15 protein-coding genes are annotated in these 17356 nt (G+C 67.4%); 6 read left to right on the top strand and 9 right to left on the bottom strand.

From position 1 onward, the window contains the following. The first annotated feature begins 194 nt into the window (after positions 1-194). From VFW04_15415 to VFW04_15405, 3 genes are all read left to right on the top strand, one after another. On the top strand, positions 195-2087 hold the full coding sequence (locus VFW04_15415; protein HEX5180724.1) for a multicopper oxidase domain-containing protein: 1893 nt from the start codon (positions 195-197) through the stop codon (positions 2085-2087). A gap of 367 nt (positions 2088-2454) precedes the next feature. Beyond that, on the top strand, positions 2455-3483 hold the full coding sequence (locus VFW04_15410) for a hypothetical protein (GenBank protein ID HEX5180723.1): 1029 nt from the start codon (positions 2455-2457) through the stop codon (positions 3481-3483). A gap of 3 nt (positions 3484-3486) precedes the next feature. After that, positions 3487-5073: an MFS transporter gene (locus VFW04_15405; GenBank protein HEX5180722.1), complete on the top strand. Its 1587-nt coding sequence runs from the start codon at positions 3487-3489 to the stop codon at positions 5071-5073. Between the two features lie 369 nt (positions 5074-5442). On the opposite strand, the gene VFW04_15400 is transcribed toward VFW04_15405, so the two are convergent. From VFW04_15400 to VFW04_15385, 4 genes are all read right to left on the bottom strand, one after another. Beyond that, the gene (locus VFW04_15400; protein ID HEX5180721.1) at positions 5443-6219 is read right to left on the bottom strand and encodes an anti-sigma factor; all 777 of its coding nucleotides are present in this window, start codon (positions 6217-6219) and stop codon (positions 5443-5445) included. Beyond that, the gene (locus tag VFW04_15395; GenBank protein ID HEX5180720.1) at positions 6219-6743 is read right to left on the bottom strand and encodes a sigma-70 family RNA polymerase sigma factor; all 525 of its coding nucleotides are present in this window, start codon (positions 6741-6743) and stop codon (positions 6219-6221) included. Before VFW04_15395 ends, VFW04_15400 begins: the two co-directional genes overlap by 1 nt. 20 nt (positions 6744-6763) lie before the next feature. Further along, positions 6764-8083 (bottom strand): plastocyanin/azurin family copper-binding protein, encoded by a 1320-nt coding sequence (locus tag VFW04_15390; GenBank protein ID HEX5180719.1) that lies wholly within the window; start codon positions 8081-8083, stop codon positions 6764-6766. Between the two features lie 174 nt (positions 8084-8257). After that, positions 8258-8572, bottom strand: a complete 315-nt coding sequence (locus VFW04_15385; GenBank protein HEX5180718.1) for a hypothetical protein — start codon at positions 8570-8572, stop codon at positions 8258-8260. 354 nt (positions 8573-8926) lie between these two features. On the opposite strand from VFW04_15385, the gene VFW04_15380 reads away from it, so the two are divergent. Continuing rightward, a complete protein-coding gene (locus VFW04_15380) occupies positions 8927-9184 on the top strand; it encodes a hypothetical protein (protein ID HEX5180717.1) in 258 nt (85 codons plus the stop codon). Between the two features lie 42 nt (positions 9185-9226). Next, positions 9227-9664, top strand: a complete 438-nt coding sequence (locus VFW04_15375) for a type II toxin-antitoxin system VapC family toxin (protein HEX5180716.1) — start codon at positions 9227-9229, stop codon at positions 9662-9664. On the opposite strand, the gene VFW04_15370 is transcribed toward VFW04_15375, so the two are convergent. Both VFW04_15370 and VFW04_15365 read right to left on the bottom strand, forming a co-directional pair. Then, positions 9645-10919 (bottom strand): MFS transporter, encoded by a 1275-nt coding sequence (locus tag VFW04_15370; protein HEX5180715.1) that lies wholly within the window; start codon positions 10917-10919, stop codon positions 9645-9647. The genes VFW04_15375 and VFW04_15370 overlap by 20 nt on opposite strands. Then, the gene (locus VFW04_15365; GenBank protein HEX5180714.1) at positions 10916-11368 is read right to left on the bottom strand and encodes a MarR family transcriptional regulator; all 453 of its coding nucleotides are present in this window, start codon (positions 11366-11368) and stop codon (positions 10916-10918) included. Before VFW04_15365 ends, VFW04_15370 begins: the two co-directional genes overlap by 4 nt. 188 nt (positions 11369-11556) lie before the next feature. Here VFW04_15365 and VFW04_15360 point away from each other — a divergent pair, with 188 nt between their 5' ends. Further along, positions 11557-13989 carry an ADOP family duplicated permease gene (locus VFW04_15360; GenBank protein HEX5180713.1) on the top strand — a complete coding sequence of 811 codons (2433 nt, stop codon included), beginning with the start codon at positions 11557-11559 and terminating at the stop codon, positions 13987-13989. Positions 13990-14015: 26 nt separating this feature from the next. Here the strand turns inward: VFW04_15360 and VFW04_15355 are convergent, their stop codons facing one another. The 3 genes from VFW04_15355 to sseA form a co-directional block, all read right to left on the bottom strand. Then, positions 14016-14753, bottom strand: coding sequence for a dienelactone hydrolase family protein (locus VFW04_15355; protein HEX5180712.1), 738 nt, complete (start codon positions 14751-14753; stop codon positions 14016-14018). A 76-nt stretch (positions 14754-14829) separates the two neighbouring features. Continuing rightward, entirely contained in the window at positions 14830-16056 is a 1227-nt protein-coding gene (locus VFW04_15350) for an aryl-sulfate sulfotransferase (protein HEX5180711.1), read from the bottom strand. Between the two features lie 381 nt (positions 16057-16437). After that, on the bottom strand, positions 16438-17319 hold the full coding sequence (gene sseA / locus VFW04_15345; GenBank protein ID HEX5180710.1) for a 3-mercaptopyruvate sulfurtransferase: 882 nt from the start codon (positions 17317-17319) through the stop codon (positions 16438-16440). Between the last annotated feature and the right edge of the window lie 37 nt (positions 17320-17356).

Genomic DNA, 17356 nt, shown 5'->3' with positions numbered 1-17356 from the left:
TTGGCGACGGACGAAGTAGTGACGCGCCGTCTGAATAGCGACGTTCGAGCGATGCCGAAATGGACATCTTGCGCGAGACGCGTTGCCCTTCGCCGAAGACCAAACGTTAGAACGATTTGACAATCGGGAACTTTCGTCTCACTATAGAGCGGCGTGCAGCACCCCTCCTTCCTCACCCCCCCGTGACATCTGCAATGCGACAGTCTGCCGGCGTGATCCTGGTCTTCCTGGGCCTGGGCGCCGCGGCCACGAAACTTTCCCGTCCCGATCCGCCGCCCATCGAATTCAACGACGGCCGGACGCCTGCCGGCAGCCTAACCGACGGCACCGAGTCCGTTTCCCTGGTCGCCGAGTCCGGCGAGTGGCGCCCGTACGGGCCAGCGGGCCGCGGCATTCAGATCCTTGCGTTCGGCGAAACCGGAAAGGCGCTCGAGGATCCGGGGCCCATGCTCCGGGTGCCGCTCGGCACGCACGTCGTGGCGCGGATCGAGAATCGCACCGGGGCCGAGCTCGTGGTGCGCGGGCTGTCCGCCCGCCGCCGGACGCCGCTCGACTCGCTGGTCATCGCGCCTAACGCAATCGGCACCGCCCGTTTCGTGGCCGACGCCCCAGGCACGTACTACTACTGGGGCGCCACCCATGGCGAGTCGTTCGGGACCCGGTGGCGGGATGATGAGCATCTCAACGGCGCATTCATCGTCGACCCGCCCGGCGCCGCTGCCGGCCGCGATCGCGTGTTCGTCATTGAGCGGGAATCGCAAACCAGCGACTCGAACCCCAGGGATGTCGATGGGATCTACACGATCAACGGCCGGCCGTGGCCGTTCACCGAACGCCTAACGTACAACATGGGCGACTCCATCCGCTGGCGCGTGATCAACGCCAGCGACGAGCCGCATCCGTTCCACTTGCACGGCTTCTTCTTTCGCATCAACGCTCACGGCGACCTCGCTCGCGACACCGTGTACTGGTCCGACCAACAACGCGAAGAGGTCACCGAAAATCTTCACGCCGGCAGGACCATGGACGTGGCGTGGCTGGCCGATCGACCGGGCGGATGGATCTTTCACTGCCACATCAATTTTCACGTCGTGGACAACCCCTCGCTGCCGCCTGCCGTGGAGCCGCCGAACCAGCGCCTGCAACACGAGTTGAACGGCTATCCGCCGGGTCGAACCGACGGCGGCTCGCGCGAAGGCATGGACATGGGCGGCCTCGTGCTCGGGATCAGGATCCGCGCGCCCGCCGGCTGGCATCCGTACCAGGGGGAGCGGCGCACGGTACGGTTGGTCGTCGAGTCCGGTGCTCCGTTAGGCGACACGACGGGCAAATTCGAGTACGTCGTCGATGCGGGTCACGGCGACATCGATTCGAGCGCGGTGCTCGGTCCTGCCATCATTCTGCGTCGCGGCGAGCCGACGCGGATCTGGATCGTCAATCACAGCGCGCAGGCGACGCAAATCCATTGGCACGGGCTGGAAGTCGAGTCCGGCGCCGATGGCGTGGTGGGCATGAGCGGCATGCCGGGGGCGATGGAGCCGCCGGTCGAGCCCGGCGATTCCTTTCCTGTGCTCGTGACGCCACGGCGCCCCGGCAGCTACATGTACCACACGCATCTCAACGCGATGTACCAGCAAATGCGTGGCTTGTATGGCCCGCTCATCGTGCTCGATTCCGGCGCAGCTTGGAATCCCGATCGCGACCGCGTGTTCATCATCGGGAATCGTCCGGACGGAACGGTCATGCTCAATGCGGGCGAGACGTCGACACCAATCCAACTGCGGGCGCATGTGGCGTACCGCTTCCGGTTGATGAACATCACGGTTGGAAATCCCCTCATACGGTACGAGCTCGTGAGAACGAGCGGACCGAGCACCGGCAGTGATCTGCAATGGATTCCGATCGCGAAGGACGCGTATCCGGTCAATGCCGCTCGTCGCGTTCGCGTGGACGCGCGACAGCCGGTGTCGATCGGCGAGACCTACGATTTTCTCGTCGCCGAGGCGGATACGGGTCGAGCGGCACTCGAGGTCCGAGCGGCGAACGGACGCCTGCTCTCGCGGCAGGACGTCGTGTTCGCTCGATGAGCCACGTCGACAGCAAGCCAGCGATCCCGGGCCGAACAACGCACTTCTAGCCCGGATAGATGGCGCGCCCAGCGTTGGGCGAAAGCGCGCGCGCCCATCCGAAGAGCTCCGGACGCGACGCAACGACCACGACGTCGCCCTCGGCACAGCGGTACAACGCGGTCCAGCGGGATGCGCGTCCCCGTCGCATCGATCGCGTCGCCTAACACGAGCACGGCGCCCGCGGTCTCGCCGCACGCGGCCTCCGCCGTGCGGATCCAGGAAGATGCGGACGTAAGCGATGGCCGGGCAGACGCCATTGCGAATGCACGGCGTCACCGAAGCCTGCCAGTCCACGAGGACTGCTTCTTGCCACGGGAGCCTGGACATGACGGGTGAGTGGATCAAGCGGCGCGGCGGGACGTCGACGGGCTTTCGGTACGAGGATGCGCAGGGACGCGTGGTCCGCGACCGCAAGCAGCTCGCGCGGATCGACGCGTTGCGGGTGCCGCCCGCCTGGCGCGACGTCCACATCGCTGCGAGTCCGCGCGCCGCGATCCAGGCGTGGGGGTTCGATGTCAAGGGACGCAAGCAATACCGGTACCACGAGCGCGCGGTCGCGAAGCGGGAGCAGCGGAAGTACCATCGGCTCCGGCGACTGGCGCACGACCTGCCGATGATCCGCGACGCGCTGTACACTCAGTTAGGCAGCGGCCGCGAGCTGACGCGCGACCGGGTGGCGGCCGGCGTCGTGCGGCTCATCAGCAAGGGATTCTTCCGGCCGGGCAACGAGCGCTACACGCGCGAGAATCATACGTTCGGCATCACGACGCTCAACAAGCGCCATGTCCAGGTCGACGGGAACGCGATCGCGTTCGCCTTCCGCGGCAAGTCCAACAAGGAGCAGCGTCGGGTGGTGGTCGATCGGGCATTAGCCGCGCTGGTGCGCGCGCTGCTCGAGACGCCGGGCACGCGTCTCTTTCGATACATCGCCGACGGCGTCTGGCACAACCTCACGCAGCGCGAAGTCAACGACTACGTGCGCCGCCTCACGCCGGCCCGGTACACAGCCAAGGACTTTCGCACCTGGGGCGGCACGCTGCGGACGGCAATGGTGCTGTCGGACCTCGGCCCGGCGGGCAGCGCGCGCGAAGCGAAGAAGAACGTCGTGCTGGCCATCCGGCTCGTGGCGGCCGAACTGGGCAACACGCCGGCCATCTGCCGCTCGAGCTACATCCACCCGATCGTCCTCGCGCGCTACATGGACCACGGCGACACGATTCTGCCCCGAGCGCGCGGCAAGACGGCGGGCGGCCATTATCCGGAAGAGCGCGCCATGCTTCGGTTTCTCGATCGGCATTTCCCGGAGCGGCGCCGGCGTCCGCGGGTCAAGGCCGCCGGCGCGGCGTCCCGTTAGGCAATGACGGCGCACGACACCGCGGCCGCGCGGCGCGCCCGCGCGGCCGGCGGACGGAGGGCGCCCGCATCCGGCGCGCACGGCGGCTGGATCGTCGCCACGACCATCCTCGGCTCCAGCATCGCGTTCATCGACACGACCGTGGTCAACGTCGCGCTCCCGGTGATGCAACGCCAGCTGCACGCGACCGGCGACGAAGCGCAGTGGATGGTCGAGTCGTTCGCGCTGGTGCTCGCGGGCTGCCTCCTCATCGGCGGTGCGTTAGGCGACAAACTCGGCCGCCGGAAAATTTATGTCGTAGGGACGGCGATCTTCGGCGCCGCGTCGCTGGCGTGTGGATTCGCCACCGGCGTCGCCTGGCTCGTCATCGCCCGCGCGATTCAAGGGGTCGGCGCGGCGCTCCTCATTCCCGGGAGCCTCGCCATCCTCGGCGCGTGCTTCGAGGGACACGCCCGCGCGCGAGCGATCGGGAACTGGTCCGCCTTCACCGCCATCGCACCCGCCGCCGGCCCCGTGTTAGGCGGCTGGCTCGTGCAGCACGTCTCGTGGCGCTGGGTGTTCTTCATCAATCCGCCGCTGGCCGTGCTCGTGATCATCCTGTCCGCCATGCACGTCCCCGAAACGCGCGACGCCTCGCGCGGCGCGCTCGACTGGCCGGGTTCCGCGACTGCCACCATCGGCCTCGCCGGCATCGTCACCGGCGCCCTCGAGATGCCGCGGCTCGGCGCGCACCACCCGCTGGTGTGGGGGTCGCTGTTAGGCGGGGCCATCGTGCTCGCCGCATTCCTGGCGATCGAATGGCGCAGCCGCGCGCCCATGGTTCCCCTCTCGCTTTTCACCGACCGCGTGTTCGCGGGAACGAATGCGCTGACGCTCCTGCTGTACGGCGCCTTGAGCGGCGCACTGTACTTCGTTCCGTTCGACCTGATTCAGGTGCAGGGCTATTCGCCGACAGCCGCCGGCGCGGCGCTGGTGCCGACGACCGTGCTGGTGTTCCTCCTGTCGCAGCAGGCCGGCGCACTCCTCGAGCGCTGCGGCGCCGCGCTGCTCCTGGGAATCGGTCCCGCCGTGGTCGCGGCCGGCTTCGCGCTGTTCGCGCGGCCATCCATCGGCGGATCCTACTGGGGCACGTTCTTTCCGGCGGCCGCCGTGTTAGGCATCGGACTCGGCCTAACTGTCGCGCCGTTGACCACGAGCGTCATGAATGCCGTACCCGCCGGGAACGTCGGCGTCGCCTCGGGCGTCAACAACGCCGTCGCACGCTCCGCCGGTGTCCTGGGACTCGCCCTCATGGCGGTGATCGCCGGCCGCGTATTCGGACCCGCCCTGGACCAGCGCGTTGCGACCCTGCACCTCCCTCCCTCCGCCGTACACGACCTCGCGCGCCAACACATCGACCTCGCCGCCGCGACGGTCCCGCACGGCCTCGATCCCCACCAATCACGACTCGTCCAACACGCCATCGGCACCTCGTTCGTCGACAGCTTCAAGATCGTCATGCTCGCCGGCGCAGCGCTCGCCCTCGCAAGCGGCATCGTCGGTTGGCTTTCTGTCTCCCACGCCAACGCAGCCCGTCGGCGCAAACGATGACTGGTGAACCGCAGCTACGCTCATGAAGAGCGGACAAAGCACGGACACGGCGGACAGAGTAACAAGAAAAAGACTTTTGTTATTGTCTTGCCGTGTCCGTTGTGTCCGCGCTTTGTCCGTGTCTCTATGAGCGTAGATGCTTCCGTTGAGCCGTCCACCGGCAACCGATTTGACCGACTGATTCAAGTGCCGTAAAGCGCGCGGTCTGCCGAGGCAAAGCGGGCATCTACGCTCATGAAGAGCGGGCAAAGCACGGACACGACGGATAGAGCACCAAGAAAAGTTTTTTGGTTCTTGTCCCGCCCTGTCCGTCTGTGGTCCGCCTTCTGTCCGCCTGTCGCTGTTCTTTCTCCGGCTCTGTCCGCCTGTTCAGCCTTCTGTCCGCCTGTACAGCGCCACGAACTTCGCCAGCTCGCCCGACTCGAGATCCGACACGACCCAGTAGTCGACGTTGTTCGACCGCCAGTGCAGCATGTGATAGCCGCGCGCACTCGCGGTCGCCTCGTCCTCGTTAGGCCCCTGCTCCGGCCACGAGTACACGTTGATCAGGTGCTGTCGCCGCCCGTACACCACCGCGGCGACGACGCGGCCATCGACGTAGTCGAGCCGGCCGCCGACTAACGGAAAGCCGGCCGAATCGAGGGTCGGCACGGCCGGCGACAGGTCGAGCCGGCCGTTGAACCACGGTTTCACATTGTGTTCGCTGGTCGATTGCACATCGGTCAGATGGCCGGGCATGAGCGACCGGATGTGGCTCGCCAGCACCTCATCGGCCACCATCTGCGCCGTGCCGCCGGCGCCGCGCAGCACCGCGTACGTTAGGCCGCTGCTCGACAGCGCGATCAGCACGCCCGCCGCCACCAGCGGCCACCAGCGGCGCGACCGGGCGGCCGGTGAGGACAGCCCCGCCGCCGGCTCGGCGCGCTCGCCGGCGATCGCGCTCGCGATGCGCGCCTTCAACACGTCGGGCGCTCGATAGTGCACCAGATGCTCCTGCGCGAGAGAGGACGCGCGCTCGAGCGCCGCAAGCTCGCGCGAGCACTCGGCGCAGCCGGCCAGGTGCTCGCGCACCGCCGCCCGCTCGCCCTCGGGCAGCGCGGCGTCCAGATACGCATCGAGGAGGGCCCGGCACTCAGCGCATTGCATCAGCTTGCCTCCTTGCCCGTCAGGCCTAACTTCTCCGCCAGCCGGCGCCGGCCGCGCGACAGCCGCGACATCACCGTCCCCGCCGGCACGCCGACGACGTCGCCGATCTCGGCGTACGACAGACCCTGCACTTCCCGCAGCACCAGCACCTCGCGAAACTCCACCGGCATCTCGGCGAGCGCCTGCGTGACTAACGCACGATCGGACTGGGCGATCGCTGCCGCGTCCGTGCGATCCGTGTCGCGCACGATCGCGAGGTGCTGTTCGCCGAACGGAACGGTGGCCCGGTCCACCGCCCGCCCCGCGCGCAGCGTGTGACAGCAGTTGCGCACGATCGACAGAAACCAGGCGCGCGCGTTGTCGCCGCGAAAGCCGGCAAAGTGCCGGAACGCTCGCAAGGCCGCATCCTGGACGGCGTCCTGCGCGTCGTGGTCGTCGCCTAACAAGTGGCGGGCGAGCGTGTACGCGTCGTCCAGATGCGGCAGGATGCGCGCTTCGAAACCGTCGGCGGTCCGTTGGGCCATTGCTCCGGTGCGACCCTCCGCTAGTGGACCACGATCGTGCCCTGCATCATGGGATGCAGCGAGCAGAAGTACTTGTAGGTGCCCGGCCGGTCGAGCGTCGCGCTGAAGCGCTGCCCCGTATCCAGCACCGGCGACTGCTTGAACCGCCGCTCGACGTTCACGATGAGATGCGGGACGTCATCGTTGTTGATCCAGGTGACCGTCGTGCCGCGCGCCACCGTGAGGATGGCCGGCGAGAACTGGAAGTTGTCGATGCCGATCTGGTCGGGCCCGAGCACGAGCGCGCGCCGCGCCGCGGGCCGCTGCGCCGCATCCTGCGCCGCCGCGTCGAACGCCGGCGGCTTCCCCGACAGCGTCGCGTCCACGATCGCTAGATGCGACCGGCCCGGAACGAACGTCACATCCGCGATGCCCAACACGCTCGTTAGGCGACCGGCGTCGACCGTCATCGGGCCGGGCGCCGGCGCGGTGCCGGGCGCCGGCTGCGGGAACGCCGTCGACATCGCCGTGTGGAACGCCATGTTGCCTTCGACCTTTTGCACGATCTGGTGAATGTGGCCGTTGAGCACCGTCACCGAGCCGAATCGCTTGACGAGCCCGAGCGCCTGCTCCGAATCGTCGGTGCCCCATCCCCACTGCGGATACACCGTCCACAACGGAATATGCGCAAACACGACGATCGGTGTGCTGCTCGACAGCCCGGACACGTCCTTCTTGAGCCACGCCAACTGCTCCGCGCCGAGCGTTCCTAAACCGCCCGCTTTGAGATTCAGGACGTTGACCAGCCCGATGAAGTGGACGCCCGTATGATCGAAGCTGTACCATCCACCGCCCTTCGTCCCCTTGCCATAGCGCGCGAGATACGACGCGCCGTTGTCGGTGGCGACATCGTGTTCGCCAGGCACGTAAAATACGCGGTCGCTTTTGAGGCCGCTCAGGACCTGGTGCGCCGTGTCGAATTCGTCGGGTTTGGCGAGTTGCGTGATGTCGCCCGTGTGCAGGACCAGCGCCGGCGTTTGCGGCAGCGCGTTGACCCGCGCGACGGCCTGCTGCAGCGTTGCCGTGACATCCTTGTTCGCTTGCTTGCTGAACCCGATGTGACTGTCGCTGATCTGCGCGAAGAAAATGCTCGCGCGCTCGGCGTCCGTTAGGAAGGGGATGCGGCTGGCGAGGAAGGACTTGGGAACGCCCCCGGCCATGGCCCAGACGGTCGCCGTGCCCGCCCAGGCCATGCAGCGCAGGAAGCCGCGTCGATCGATGCCATCGTCTGTCTCCGATGTGGTGATGTAGTTGCCGCCCGTCAGGCGATCCTGCACGTCGCGATCGTGTTCATGACTCATCGGCCCGTCTCCGGTAGAAAGCATGGAGGTCGTTGTCCTCCATCCAGACCGGAGCACTGAGCCGTTTATTCCCGACTTGCCGAGCTCGGTTATACGACAAGAAGTCAGGGGAACGTCTGTTCCTACTATAGTATTACGGCGATGATGGCCCGCGCCACCGCCCAATGCGATCGCCTAACCCGCCTTACCGTTGTCGGCGCCGATGTCCATGAAGGCCACCTCGCCCGTGCCGATGAGACGCGACGGTGCGCTCATGATCGGCTCGATGAGTTGCTCGACCACGGGTCCGATCGCCTCTCGGGCCGCATGCATGTCTTCCGCCTTCTCCCACAACGTCACCGTGACGTAGCGACCGTTGCCGATGTGGGTGACGACGGTGCCGCGATAGCCGGGCTGCGCACTGTGTGCGTCCTGGAACGCCTTGAACTCCGGCCGATCGCCGAGCGCCGTGTGTGAAGGATAGGTCGTTTCGCGAACGACAGCGTACATGCAACGCCTCCTAACGCATCGCGCCCACCGCGGTCCATCCACGGCGGGCCGGGTGACATCGGCGAGCAATACGCATGCCTCACGTCTCACGATCGGCACGCGACTGGTCAAGGTGGGCTCGGCCATAGACGAATGGCGCCTCAACGCCCCGAAGGCGTGCCGGGTCGCGGTCCCTCCCTCTTCCTACGATACGCATCGTGTATATATTCTCTACACATCCTATGTATCAATCCTGAGGTATCCATGGCCGCTCGCAAGAAGCGTGGAACGACACCGGGAGCTGGACGCGCTCGCACGAAGCGATACCCCGCCACGCCCGCGGCCGAAACGGCACGCGTCCCGGAGACCGCAGTCATGGTGCGCCGTAAGAATTTCGACCTCGATCAGCACCGTCTCGATCAGTTGCGCATCGCGCTCGGCGCGAAAACCGAACGCGACGCAATCGCAAGTGCGATGGACATCGCCTTGGACGTGTTGGCCCTCGAGCGCGAGGTGCGAGCCGGCGCTGACGCAATGTTCGGCCGCGGCGGCTTTCAGTACGTGTTCGACGAGCCCAACGCGCTCGACTTCTCCGGCTTCCATATCGGCCGCGAGCGCGCCCGGCGACGCTGAGCATCGGGGCTCCATTCCGCTGACCAAGCCTACGCGCCACAGGTGTACCTTCTCGACACCAACCTGTACATCCGGGCGTTGAACGAGCCCGCGTTCGGACTGGCGCTCGCTGACTTTCAGCAGCGACAACTCAAGTCGCTGTGGCTGAGCGCCATCGTCGTGTACGAGGTGACAGTCGGTGCACGCGGCGCCGAGCACGCCGCTGCCTGGGAACGTTGGCTCGTGCGACCGTTTCGAACGCGAGAACGCGTGCTCGTGCCCGGCGAGTCGACGTGGCGCATCACCGCGGACGCGCGCCGGCGATTGCGGAGCGGAAAGCGATACGAGGCGAGCCTCGCCACCGCCTCGTTTCAGAACGATCTTTTGATCGCGGCAACCTGTCGCGAACGTGGCGCGACGCTCATCACGGCAAATGCGCGCGACTTCGAGATCATCAGGCGCGTCATGCCATTGCGCTTCGTCACCGCGCTTCCCGCGTAAGGCGAGCCCGGCGAGGGCTCGCGGCATAGCCGATGCCCGCCGCGATGATCGCCGCGATACCGCCGAGGATGAGCGGCGCGCGTCCGCCTAACAGGTCGGCCAACCACCCGAGCAGCGGACCGCCCACGGCCGTCGGCCCGATGATCAGCACGGCCTGCAACGCCAACACCCGTCCGTGCATGTCCTGGCGCGATTCGACCTGTACGATGGTCGTCGTCGCCGTCATGTAGGCGATGCTCGCCATGCCTACGGCGAAGATCAACACCAACGCCAGCGCGACGGACGACGTCGCCGCCAACGCCAGGATCGTCACGCCTAACGCAGCGGCGCCCACCACGAGGTCCCTCAGGCGTACGAATCCGCGATGCGCGATGAACAGCGAGCAGACCACGGCACCGACGCTGAACACCGAGTAGAGTAGCGTGTAGGTCTCATCCGACCCGTGCAGCACGCGCGTCACGAAGATCGGCAGCGTGACGCTGAAGTTGTACGAGAGCGTGCCGATCACGGCGAGCATCGCGAAGCTGATCCACAAAATCGGCGTGTCGAACACGTAGCGCAGACCCTCGCGGACGGCGCCCTTCCCGACCCGCCCGCGCGGCGTGCGGTACAACTCGTCTTCTCGCATCTTCACTAGACACACGAGCACCGCAATGTACGACGCCGCATCCACGGTGAAGCACCAGCCGTAGCCCATCGTCACGATCAGCAGGCCGGCCAGCGCCGGCCCGAAGATCCGCGACCCGTTGACGACGGTGCTGTAGAGCACGACCGCGTTAGGCAGGTCCTCCGGCCGGACCATCTCGCTCACGAACGACCGGCGCAGCGGATTGTCGAGCGAGAGAAACGTGCCGCCCGCCAGCGCCAACGCATACAGGCCGAGCACCGGCGGATGCGGCATGAATGCCAGGATCGCGAGGCTCGTCGATTGCGCCATCTCGAGGCTCTGCGTCACCAATAGCATTCGCCGCTTGTCCACGCGATCGGCAATCGCGCCGCCCCACGCCGAGAGGAACAGCATCGGCCCGTACTGGCAGGCGGCGAGCAACCCGACGTCGAGTCCGCTGCGCGTGAGGTGCAGGATGAGCAGCGTGAGGGCGATGTTGGTCAGCCAGTTCCCCGTGTTGGAGATCATCTGGCCGATGAAGTACAGGCGGAAGTTCCGATTGCGCAGCGAGAGGAAGGTCGTGCGCGCCAGCTCGCCGGCGCGCCCAACGATGGTCGGCGTTTCGAGATCCGGGATCGGGTCGCTCATCCGCGGCGCGCGCCTCGCGCGGCGATCGTCGAATCGTCAGCCGCCGCGAGTCGCTCCAGCAGCGTGATCGCCCGTTCGAGCGCCGGCCGGTGCGAGGCGCCGAGCTCGGCGTCGATGATCTCGGTGAGCCATGCATGCCGGGAGTCGGCGGCCGACGCGAACAGGCGATGCCCGGCGCGCGTGACAGAAATGACGCGCTTGCGCGCATCGGAAGGATCCTCTCGCGTTTGCACGAGCCCGGCGCGCACGAGCGCCGCGACGTGTTGGGCAATGGCTTGCTGGCTCACGTGCTCGGCAGTCGCGAGCGCGGAGGCGGTGGCGGGGCCGCCATCACGCAGCCGCTTGAGGATGGCGAGATGGGAGATCGGCAGCTGCTTGGCGCGGTCCGGACGGGTCTCGCGGAGACGGTCCCGCAGGCGCTTGATGACGACGGCGAGGCGAACGGCCATCGGATCGGAAGGGCGGGACGCCGGCATGCCGCAATATATCTGACTGCACAAGTCTCTTGTACAAGTTCCTTGTCTATTTGGCGCGCGCGGCGCAGCCTCCGCCGCGCTGCACACCGCCCCTCTTGCCGCGCTGCGCGGGCCGCGACAGCTTGCAACGACGCCGTTCCGATCCCTCGCCGCGAGTGACCATGGGACTCTTCGACCGACTGCGCCGCGACGCCCGCTTTGCCCTGCGAGGGTTCCACCGCACGCCGGGGTTCTTCGCCACCACCGTCGCAATCCTCGGACTCGGCATCGGCATGTCCGTCGCCATGTTCACGGTGTTCCGGACGGTGCTCATTCAGCGCCTGCCGGTGGAGCGACAGGACCGCGCGGTGGTCTTGTGGACGTACGGCAGCGACCCCAACACCGATCTGACGACGGGCACCAAGGACCTGTCCGTGGTCCGCGCCGGCTCGCGCACCATGCGCGACATCGCGGGCGTCGCCCACTGGCCGGCGTCGCCGACGCCGCTCCGCGACGGCGGCACGCTGATCGACCTCAATCGCGGCATGGTCACCGGCAACTTCTTTGCCGTGTTAGGCGTTAGGCCGGCGCTCGGCCGCCTGCTCGATATGGGTGATGACGAGCCGCCCGCCGGGCCGGATTCGACGCGCACGGAGCCGCTCGTGTTGAGCTGGCGCGCGTGGCACCAGGCGTTCGGCGGCGACGCGGCAGTGTTAGGCAAGCGGCTCGTCGACCCGTATGCCAACATCACCTACCGCATCATCGGCATCGCGCCGGCCGGCTTCGACTACCCGGCGAACGTCGACTACTGGATACCGATGTGGAGCGGCTGGCAATCCACCGTCTCCGCGTTCGCCGTCGGCCGCCTGCGACCCGGCGCATCCGTCGCCGACGCGGCCACCGAATATCTGGGCATCGAGCGGCGCCTCGAGCCGCAGCTCGCGTTCGCCGGCGCGCACGCCGCCACCTTCGCCGATACCGTGTTGGGCGACGTCAGGCCGGCGCTGCTGCTCCTCACCAGCGGCGTCGCGCTGCTGCTCGTCATCGCCTGCCTCAACGTCGGCAATCTCATGCTGCTCCGGGCATCGTCGCGCAGCCACGAGCTCGACGTCCGCCGCGCGCTCGGCGCCGCCCCGGCCGACGTCATTCGCCAACTGGTGGTCGAGGCCGTGCTCATCGCCGCTGCCGGCGGCGCGGCCGGGCTTGCCGTGGCGGCGTTTCTGCTCGCAGCGTTAGGACGGTTCGCCCCGCCCGACTTGCCCCGCCTCGATGAGATCCAGCTCGCGCCCACACCGATCCTCGTCGCCGCCATCGTGTCTGCGCTGGCGGTGCTGCTGTTCGGCGTCGCGCCCGCGCTCCTGGCGGCGCGCGGCACCGCGGCGTCCCTGCGCGCCGATGCGCGCTCCGGCCGCGAAACGCGCCGCCGCCGCGTGGCCCGCCAGACGCTGGTCGCATTCCAGCTCGCGCTCGCCACGGTCATGTTAGGCGGCGCCGCATTGCTCGCGCGCAGTCTCGAGCGGCTCGAGCGCCAGGACACCGGCTTCGTGAGCGCGCACCTGTCGATACTGGACTACGCCTTCAACGCCGCCAGGTTCGGCGACATGACGCAGTTCACGGCCGAGGGCGACGCCGTCGTGCGCCGGATTCGCGAGATTCCGGGTGTCACTGCCGCGACACCGATCATCGCGCCGCCGATGCTCGGCAACGGCATCTGGCAAGTCCGGTTTCAGACCGACGATCCGTCGATGACCGACACCGCGCGGTTCCCCGCCGTTCCGACCGAAATGGGCGGCGCCGAATTCTTCAAGACGTTCGGGGTGCACATCGACCATGGCCGCGCATTCACGGAGGATGATCGCGCCACGTCGGCGCTCGTCGCCATCGTCAACGAGTCCGCCGCCCGCAAGTTGTGGCCCGGGCAGAATCCGATCGGCAGACGCCTCCGCGTTCCCGGCAAGGGCGGCATCGTCGGCGAAGACGGGTGGCGCACGGTAGTGGGCGTGGCGCGCGATACGCATCTGCGTACGCTGCGCGAGGCGTCGCCGATGGTATACCTGCCGTCGTTGCAATCGTACTGGCAAGGCTACGTCGCGATCCGCAGCAGCGTTCCGTTAGGCTCGCTGCTCCCGGCGCTGCGCAGCACCGTACGCGACGTGGATCCTTCGCTCGCGCTCAATGCCCCGCGCACGATGGATGAGATTCTCGACCGGCCGCTCGCCCAGCCGCGCGTCGACACGCTCCTCATGTCCGGCTTCAGCCTGGTCGCCCTGCTGCTGGCGGCCATCGGCCTCTTCGGCGTGATGACCTCGATGGTCCGCGACCAGACACGCGAGTTGGGCATCCGCATCGCGCTCGGCGCCACGCCGGAACGCGTGCGACGCGACGTGATCACCCGTGCGTCGATCATTGCCGCGCTCGGCCTCGGCGCGGGCCTAACGGTAACGCTCCTCAGCGCCAAGCTCATCACCGCGCTGCTCTTCCAGATCTCGGCGAGCGACCCGCTGTCGTTAGGCGCCGCCTGCGCGGTCCTGTGCATCGTGGCCATGGCCGCGGCGTATCTGCCGGCGCACCGCGCCACATCGATCGACCCGGCGCAGGCGCTTCGCTCGGACTGACCGCTCGCCGGCCCGCCGGTGTCGTGTCAGAAGAGGGTGCGCGCAAAGAGATCCAGCAGCGTGCGCCAGTGGTGTTCCGTCTCCACCGGATCGTGCACCGGGGTGTCGGACGGCACCCAACCGTGGCGCGCGTTGTACGTCTCGACGGTGTGCCGGACGCCGGCCCGAGTGAGCGCGTCATCGAGCCGCTGCTTCTGCGCATCATCGAAGTTCCGATCCTCGATCGCGCCGGCCACGTAGATCCACGCCCGCATTCGCGGCGCGAGCAGATGCGGACTGTCGGGCGCATCCGTCGCCAGGCTCGAGCCGTGATACGACGCGGCAGCGGCGAATCGCTCCGGATACGTACCGGCCGCCGACAACGCCAGCCGCCCACCCATGCAGTAGCCCGTGACCCCGAACGCCGAGCCGCGCACATGCGGCTCGCCCTCCAGGTGCGTCAGGAATGCGTTCGTGTCGCGCATCACGTTCGCGATGCTCGCCGATGGCAGTGCGCGAGTCATCAGATCGTTGCGTTGGGCCGGGTCGGTGAACGCTTTCTTCGCATCGTAACTGGTCGGGCCGATGCGGTAGAAGAGGTCCGGCATCGCGACGTAGTAGCCGGCGGACGCAAGACGCTCCGCCATCTCGAAGAGCGCAGGCCGGATCCCGATGCCATCCATGAACAGGATTGCGCCCGGCCACGGGCCGTCGCCGGCGGGCGTGAACACGTGCGTTGGGCAGGAGCCGTCCTGCGTGATGATCTGTACGGTCGAGTGCGGCATGGTCCCCGGAGTCGTGACGGTGCCACCGTCGCGCGCGGCGGCGACGGAGTGTGCCGGAGATGATACGCCCGTGGCGTCAGGGCTGTCGATAGTGGTACAGCGACCCGATCGGAACCGCGCGATAGAACTGCTGGGATTGACCGTCTAACTTGAGCACGCCCTCCCAGACCAGTGTGCTGTTCTTGTCGATCTCCGTAATCGTCGCCGCCGTGCTCCACCCGATGAGCACGCCGCCGTTCTTCAACGGGCTCACCGAACCCATGAAGGTCGTGTAGAGGCCCCCGTCGGGGTGCAGGTACTGCCGCGTGAGGCGGGCAAGGCCGTGCGCCGTGTCGATGGCGTATTCCACCATGCGACTCTGCGGCGGCGAATGGCTGGTCCCGTTGTCGTAGACCAGCACGGTGCCGGGAGACGAGACGCGCACCGAGTGCTGGCCGCCGGTGCCGCCCAACGCGTCGCCGGAGAGCGCGAGCGTCGACTGGGCGCCGCCCAACTGCCAGAGCACGTGCCCCGTCGTTGCGTCGATCGCCGTGAGCGCGCCGAAATTGCGCCAGCTCACGATCATGGTGTTGTCCCCGTCGAAGTCGAAGGCATTGGGATGGTCGAAGTCGCCCAACCCGCATAACGGCGGCGAGATCCAGTCGGCGATCGTGAAACGGCTGGTCGCGTCGAAGATCGTGCGGACGCCGCCGGCACCGGCCCGCACGATCCGGTGCACCGCCGTCGGTTGGGCGGACGTTCCGCAATGCGCGGTCATGTCCATCGGGACGATGTCGTACACGGAGAAGTACGCGACCGTATCGCCGCCCTCCACGCGCAAGCGGAATTCATGTTGATCGGTATAGGAACTGGCCGGCGCCGCCCAGGTGTGTTGGGCGACGCCGTCGAGGCCGAATGAGACCCAGGCGCCCGGAACGGGCTGCCATCCGAACGTCGTGCCCTGGAAGGCCGTGAATACGCCGGTGGACTGCATCTCGAAATCGCCGTCGCTCGACGGCCGAGCCATCACGCGATACCACACCAGCGTGCCCGTGCTGTCGAAAATCACTTCGTACTTCGTGCTGTCGACGGCGAGCTCCGTGGCGATGTACGGCACAGTCGGCGCCTTACCGGCGGTCGTCACGATCTGCGCGCTGCGGATCGTTGCCGGCAGCGAGTCGGCCACGAGCGTTAGGCTCTGCCCGGAGCGCGCTCCGCCCGCGCCCACCGCCTGCACGTGCCACTTGTACGAAACGCCAGGGTGAAGTCCACCGAGCACCAGGTGCGCGGTGTCATTCACCACGCGAACGTAGTCCGTTGTCACGCGCAAACCGCCGGACGCACTCGCTGCCACGACGCGCGCGGAATCGGCGCCCTGCGTGCCGACGGCGATGATAATCGCAGGGCCCGCACTATCGGGCTCACTGACAGCGGGAGTTCCGATCTCGGGCGCCACACCGGCGCCAGTCGGCGAATTATTGTCTGAGCATCCCGCTGCGAACGCCGCTATCACGGCAAGAACAAGGATGCTGTTGGCACGGATGGGCGTTGCCATACGCCGCATCCGGCACGACACGCTTGATGACACAGTGCACCATCGCGACTGGAGAAGCCGCGGCACGCGTATGCAAGATGTGCGGCACAAGCGCGCTGAACCGTCGGGGATTTTTGCGGCGCCCGTGGAAACGGCGAAAGGTGTGTGGCGTCAGCTCGACTGTGTGCGTGCTGGACCCGTCTCGATGGGCGTGTCCGCGCGGCCGCCCCACTCGCTCCAACTTCCATCGTACACCGATACATTTGATGCGCCGAGCAGGTCGAGGGCGAGCACGAGACAGCAGGCGGTGACGCCGGATCCGCAGCTGGCGACGATCGGGCGCTCGAGGTCCACGCCGGCGGCGTCGAACATCGCCCGCAACTCGTCGCGCGGCCGTACCGTTCCGTTAGGCATCACGAGATGGGTGTACGGCAGGCTGCGGCTTCCCGGAATGTGTCCGCCGCGCAACCCCGGCCGCGGCTCCTGCTGCTCGGCGGCAAAGCGGCCGCTCGATCTGGCGTCGATCATCTGCTCGCGCCGCGTGTCAACGTTGGCGAGCATGGCCGAGAGATCGCGCACGCGCGATGCATCGAGATGCGCCGTGAACGTACCGGGCGCCGGCGTGACCACGCCCGACTCCACCGGAAGTCCGGCGGCACGCCATGCGCCGAACCCGCCGTCGAGCACCGCGGTTGCACGGTGGCCGAACGCGCGAAACATCCACCACACCCGCGGCGCGCTCAGATTCACACCCGATCCATCGTACACCACGATTTCGTCGCTGTCCGATACGCCGAGGGCGCTCATGCGCGCCGCAAACTCGTCGGATGTCGGCAGCATGTGCGGGAGCGATGTCGACTGGTCGCTCGAGGCGTCGAGGTCGAAGAACACCGCGCCGGGGATGTGCGCGGTTTCATATTCTGTTCGAGCATCGCGCTCCGCGCTCGGCAAATACCACGACGCATCCACGACGCGCACCCCCGGCCTCGCAATGCGCTGCGCGAGCCACGCGACGGTGACGAGCGACGGAAACCTGTGTAGTTCGCTGGGCATGCCGTATTGTATCGTCTGCGACGCGCCTGCGACATTG

It is taken from the genome of Gemmatimonadaceae bacterium, from assembly GCA_036273715.1.
In the GTDB taxonomy this organism is placed as follows: Bacteria; Gemmatimonadota; Gemmatimonadetes; order Gemmatimonadales; family Gemmatimonadaceae; genus JADGGM01.
Note: the sequence above shows the minus strand (reverse complement) of the source record. Positions and strands in the feature narration are given on the sequence as shown.

What these genes read in the sequence shown, in the direction of transcription:
- VFW04_15415 (HEX5180724.1), top strand. Translation starts at nt 195, where the DNA reads ATGCGACAGTCTGCCGGCGTGATCCTGGTCTTCCTGGGCCTGGGCGCC.
- VFW04_15410 (HEX5180723.1), top strand. Translation starts at nt 2,455, where the DNA reads ATGACGGGTGAGTGGATCAAGCGGCGCGGCGGGACGTCGACGGGCTTT.
- VFW04_15405 (HEX5180722.1), top strand. Translation starts at nt 3,487, where the DNA reads ATGACGGCGCACGACACCGCGGCCGCGCGGCGCGCCCGCGCGGCCGGC.
- VFW04_15400 (HEX5180721.1), bottom strand. Translation starts at nt 6,219, where the DNA reads ATGCAATGCGCTGAGTGCCGGGCCCTCCTCGATGCGTATCTGGACGCC.
- VFW04_15395 (HEX5180720.1), bottom strand. Translation starts at nt 6,743, where the DNA reads ATGGCCCAACGGACCGCCGACGGTTTCGAAGCGCGCATCCTGCCGCAT.
- VFW04_15390 (HEX5180719.1), bottom strand. Translation starts at nt 8,083, where the DNA reads ATGAGTCATGAACACGATCGCGACGTGCAGGATCGCCTGACGGGCGGC.
- VFW04_15385 (HEX5180718.1), bottom strand. Translation starts at nt 8,572, where the DNA reads ATGTACGCTGTCGTTCGCGAAACGACCTATCCTTCACACACGGCGCTC.
- VFW04_15380 (HEX5180717.1), top strand. Translation starts at nt 8,927, where the DNA reads ATGGTGCGCCGTAAGAATTTCGACCTCGATCAGCACCGTCTCGATCAG.
- VFW04_15370 (HEX5180715.1), bottom strand. Translation starts at nt 10,919, where the DNA reads ATGAGCGACCCGATCCCGGATCTCGAAACGCCGACCATCGTTGGGCGC.
- VFW04_15365 (HEX5180714.1), bottom strand. Translation starts at nt 11,368, where the DNA reads ATGGCCGTTCGCCTCGCCGTCGTCATCAAGCGCCTGCGGGACCGTCTC.
- VFW04_15360 (HEX5180713.1), top strand. Translation starts at nt 11,557, where the DNA reads ATGGGACTCTTCGACCGACTGCGCCGCGACGCCCGCTTTGCCCTGCGA.
- VFW04_15355 (HEX5180712.1), bottom strand. Translation starts at nt 14,753, where the DNA reads ATGCCGCACTCGACCGTACAGATCATCACGCAGGACGGCTCCTGCCCA.
- sseA (HEX5180710.1), bottom strand. Translation starts at nt 17,319, where the DNA reads ATGCCCAGCGAACTACACAGGTTTCCGTCGCTCGTCACCGTCGCGTGG.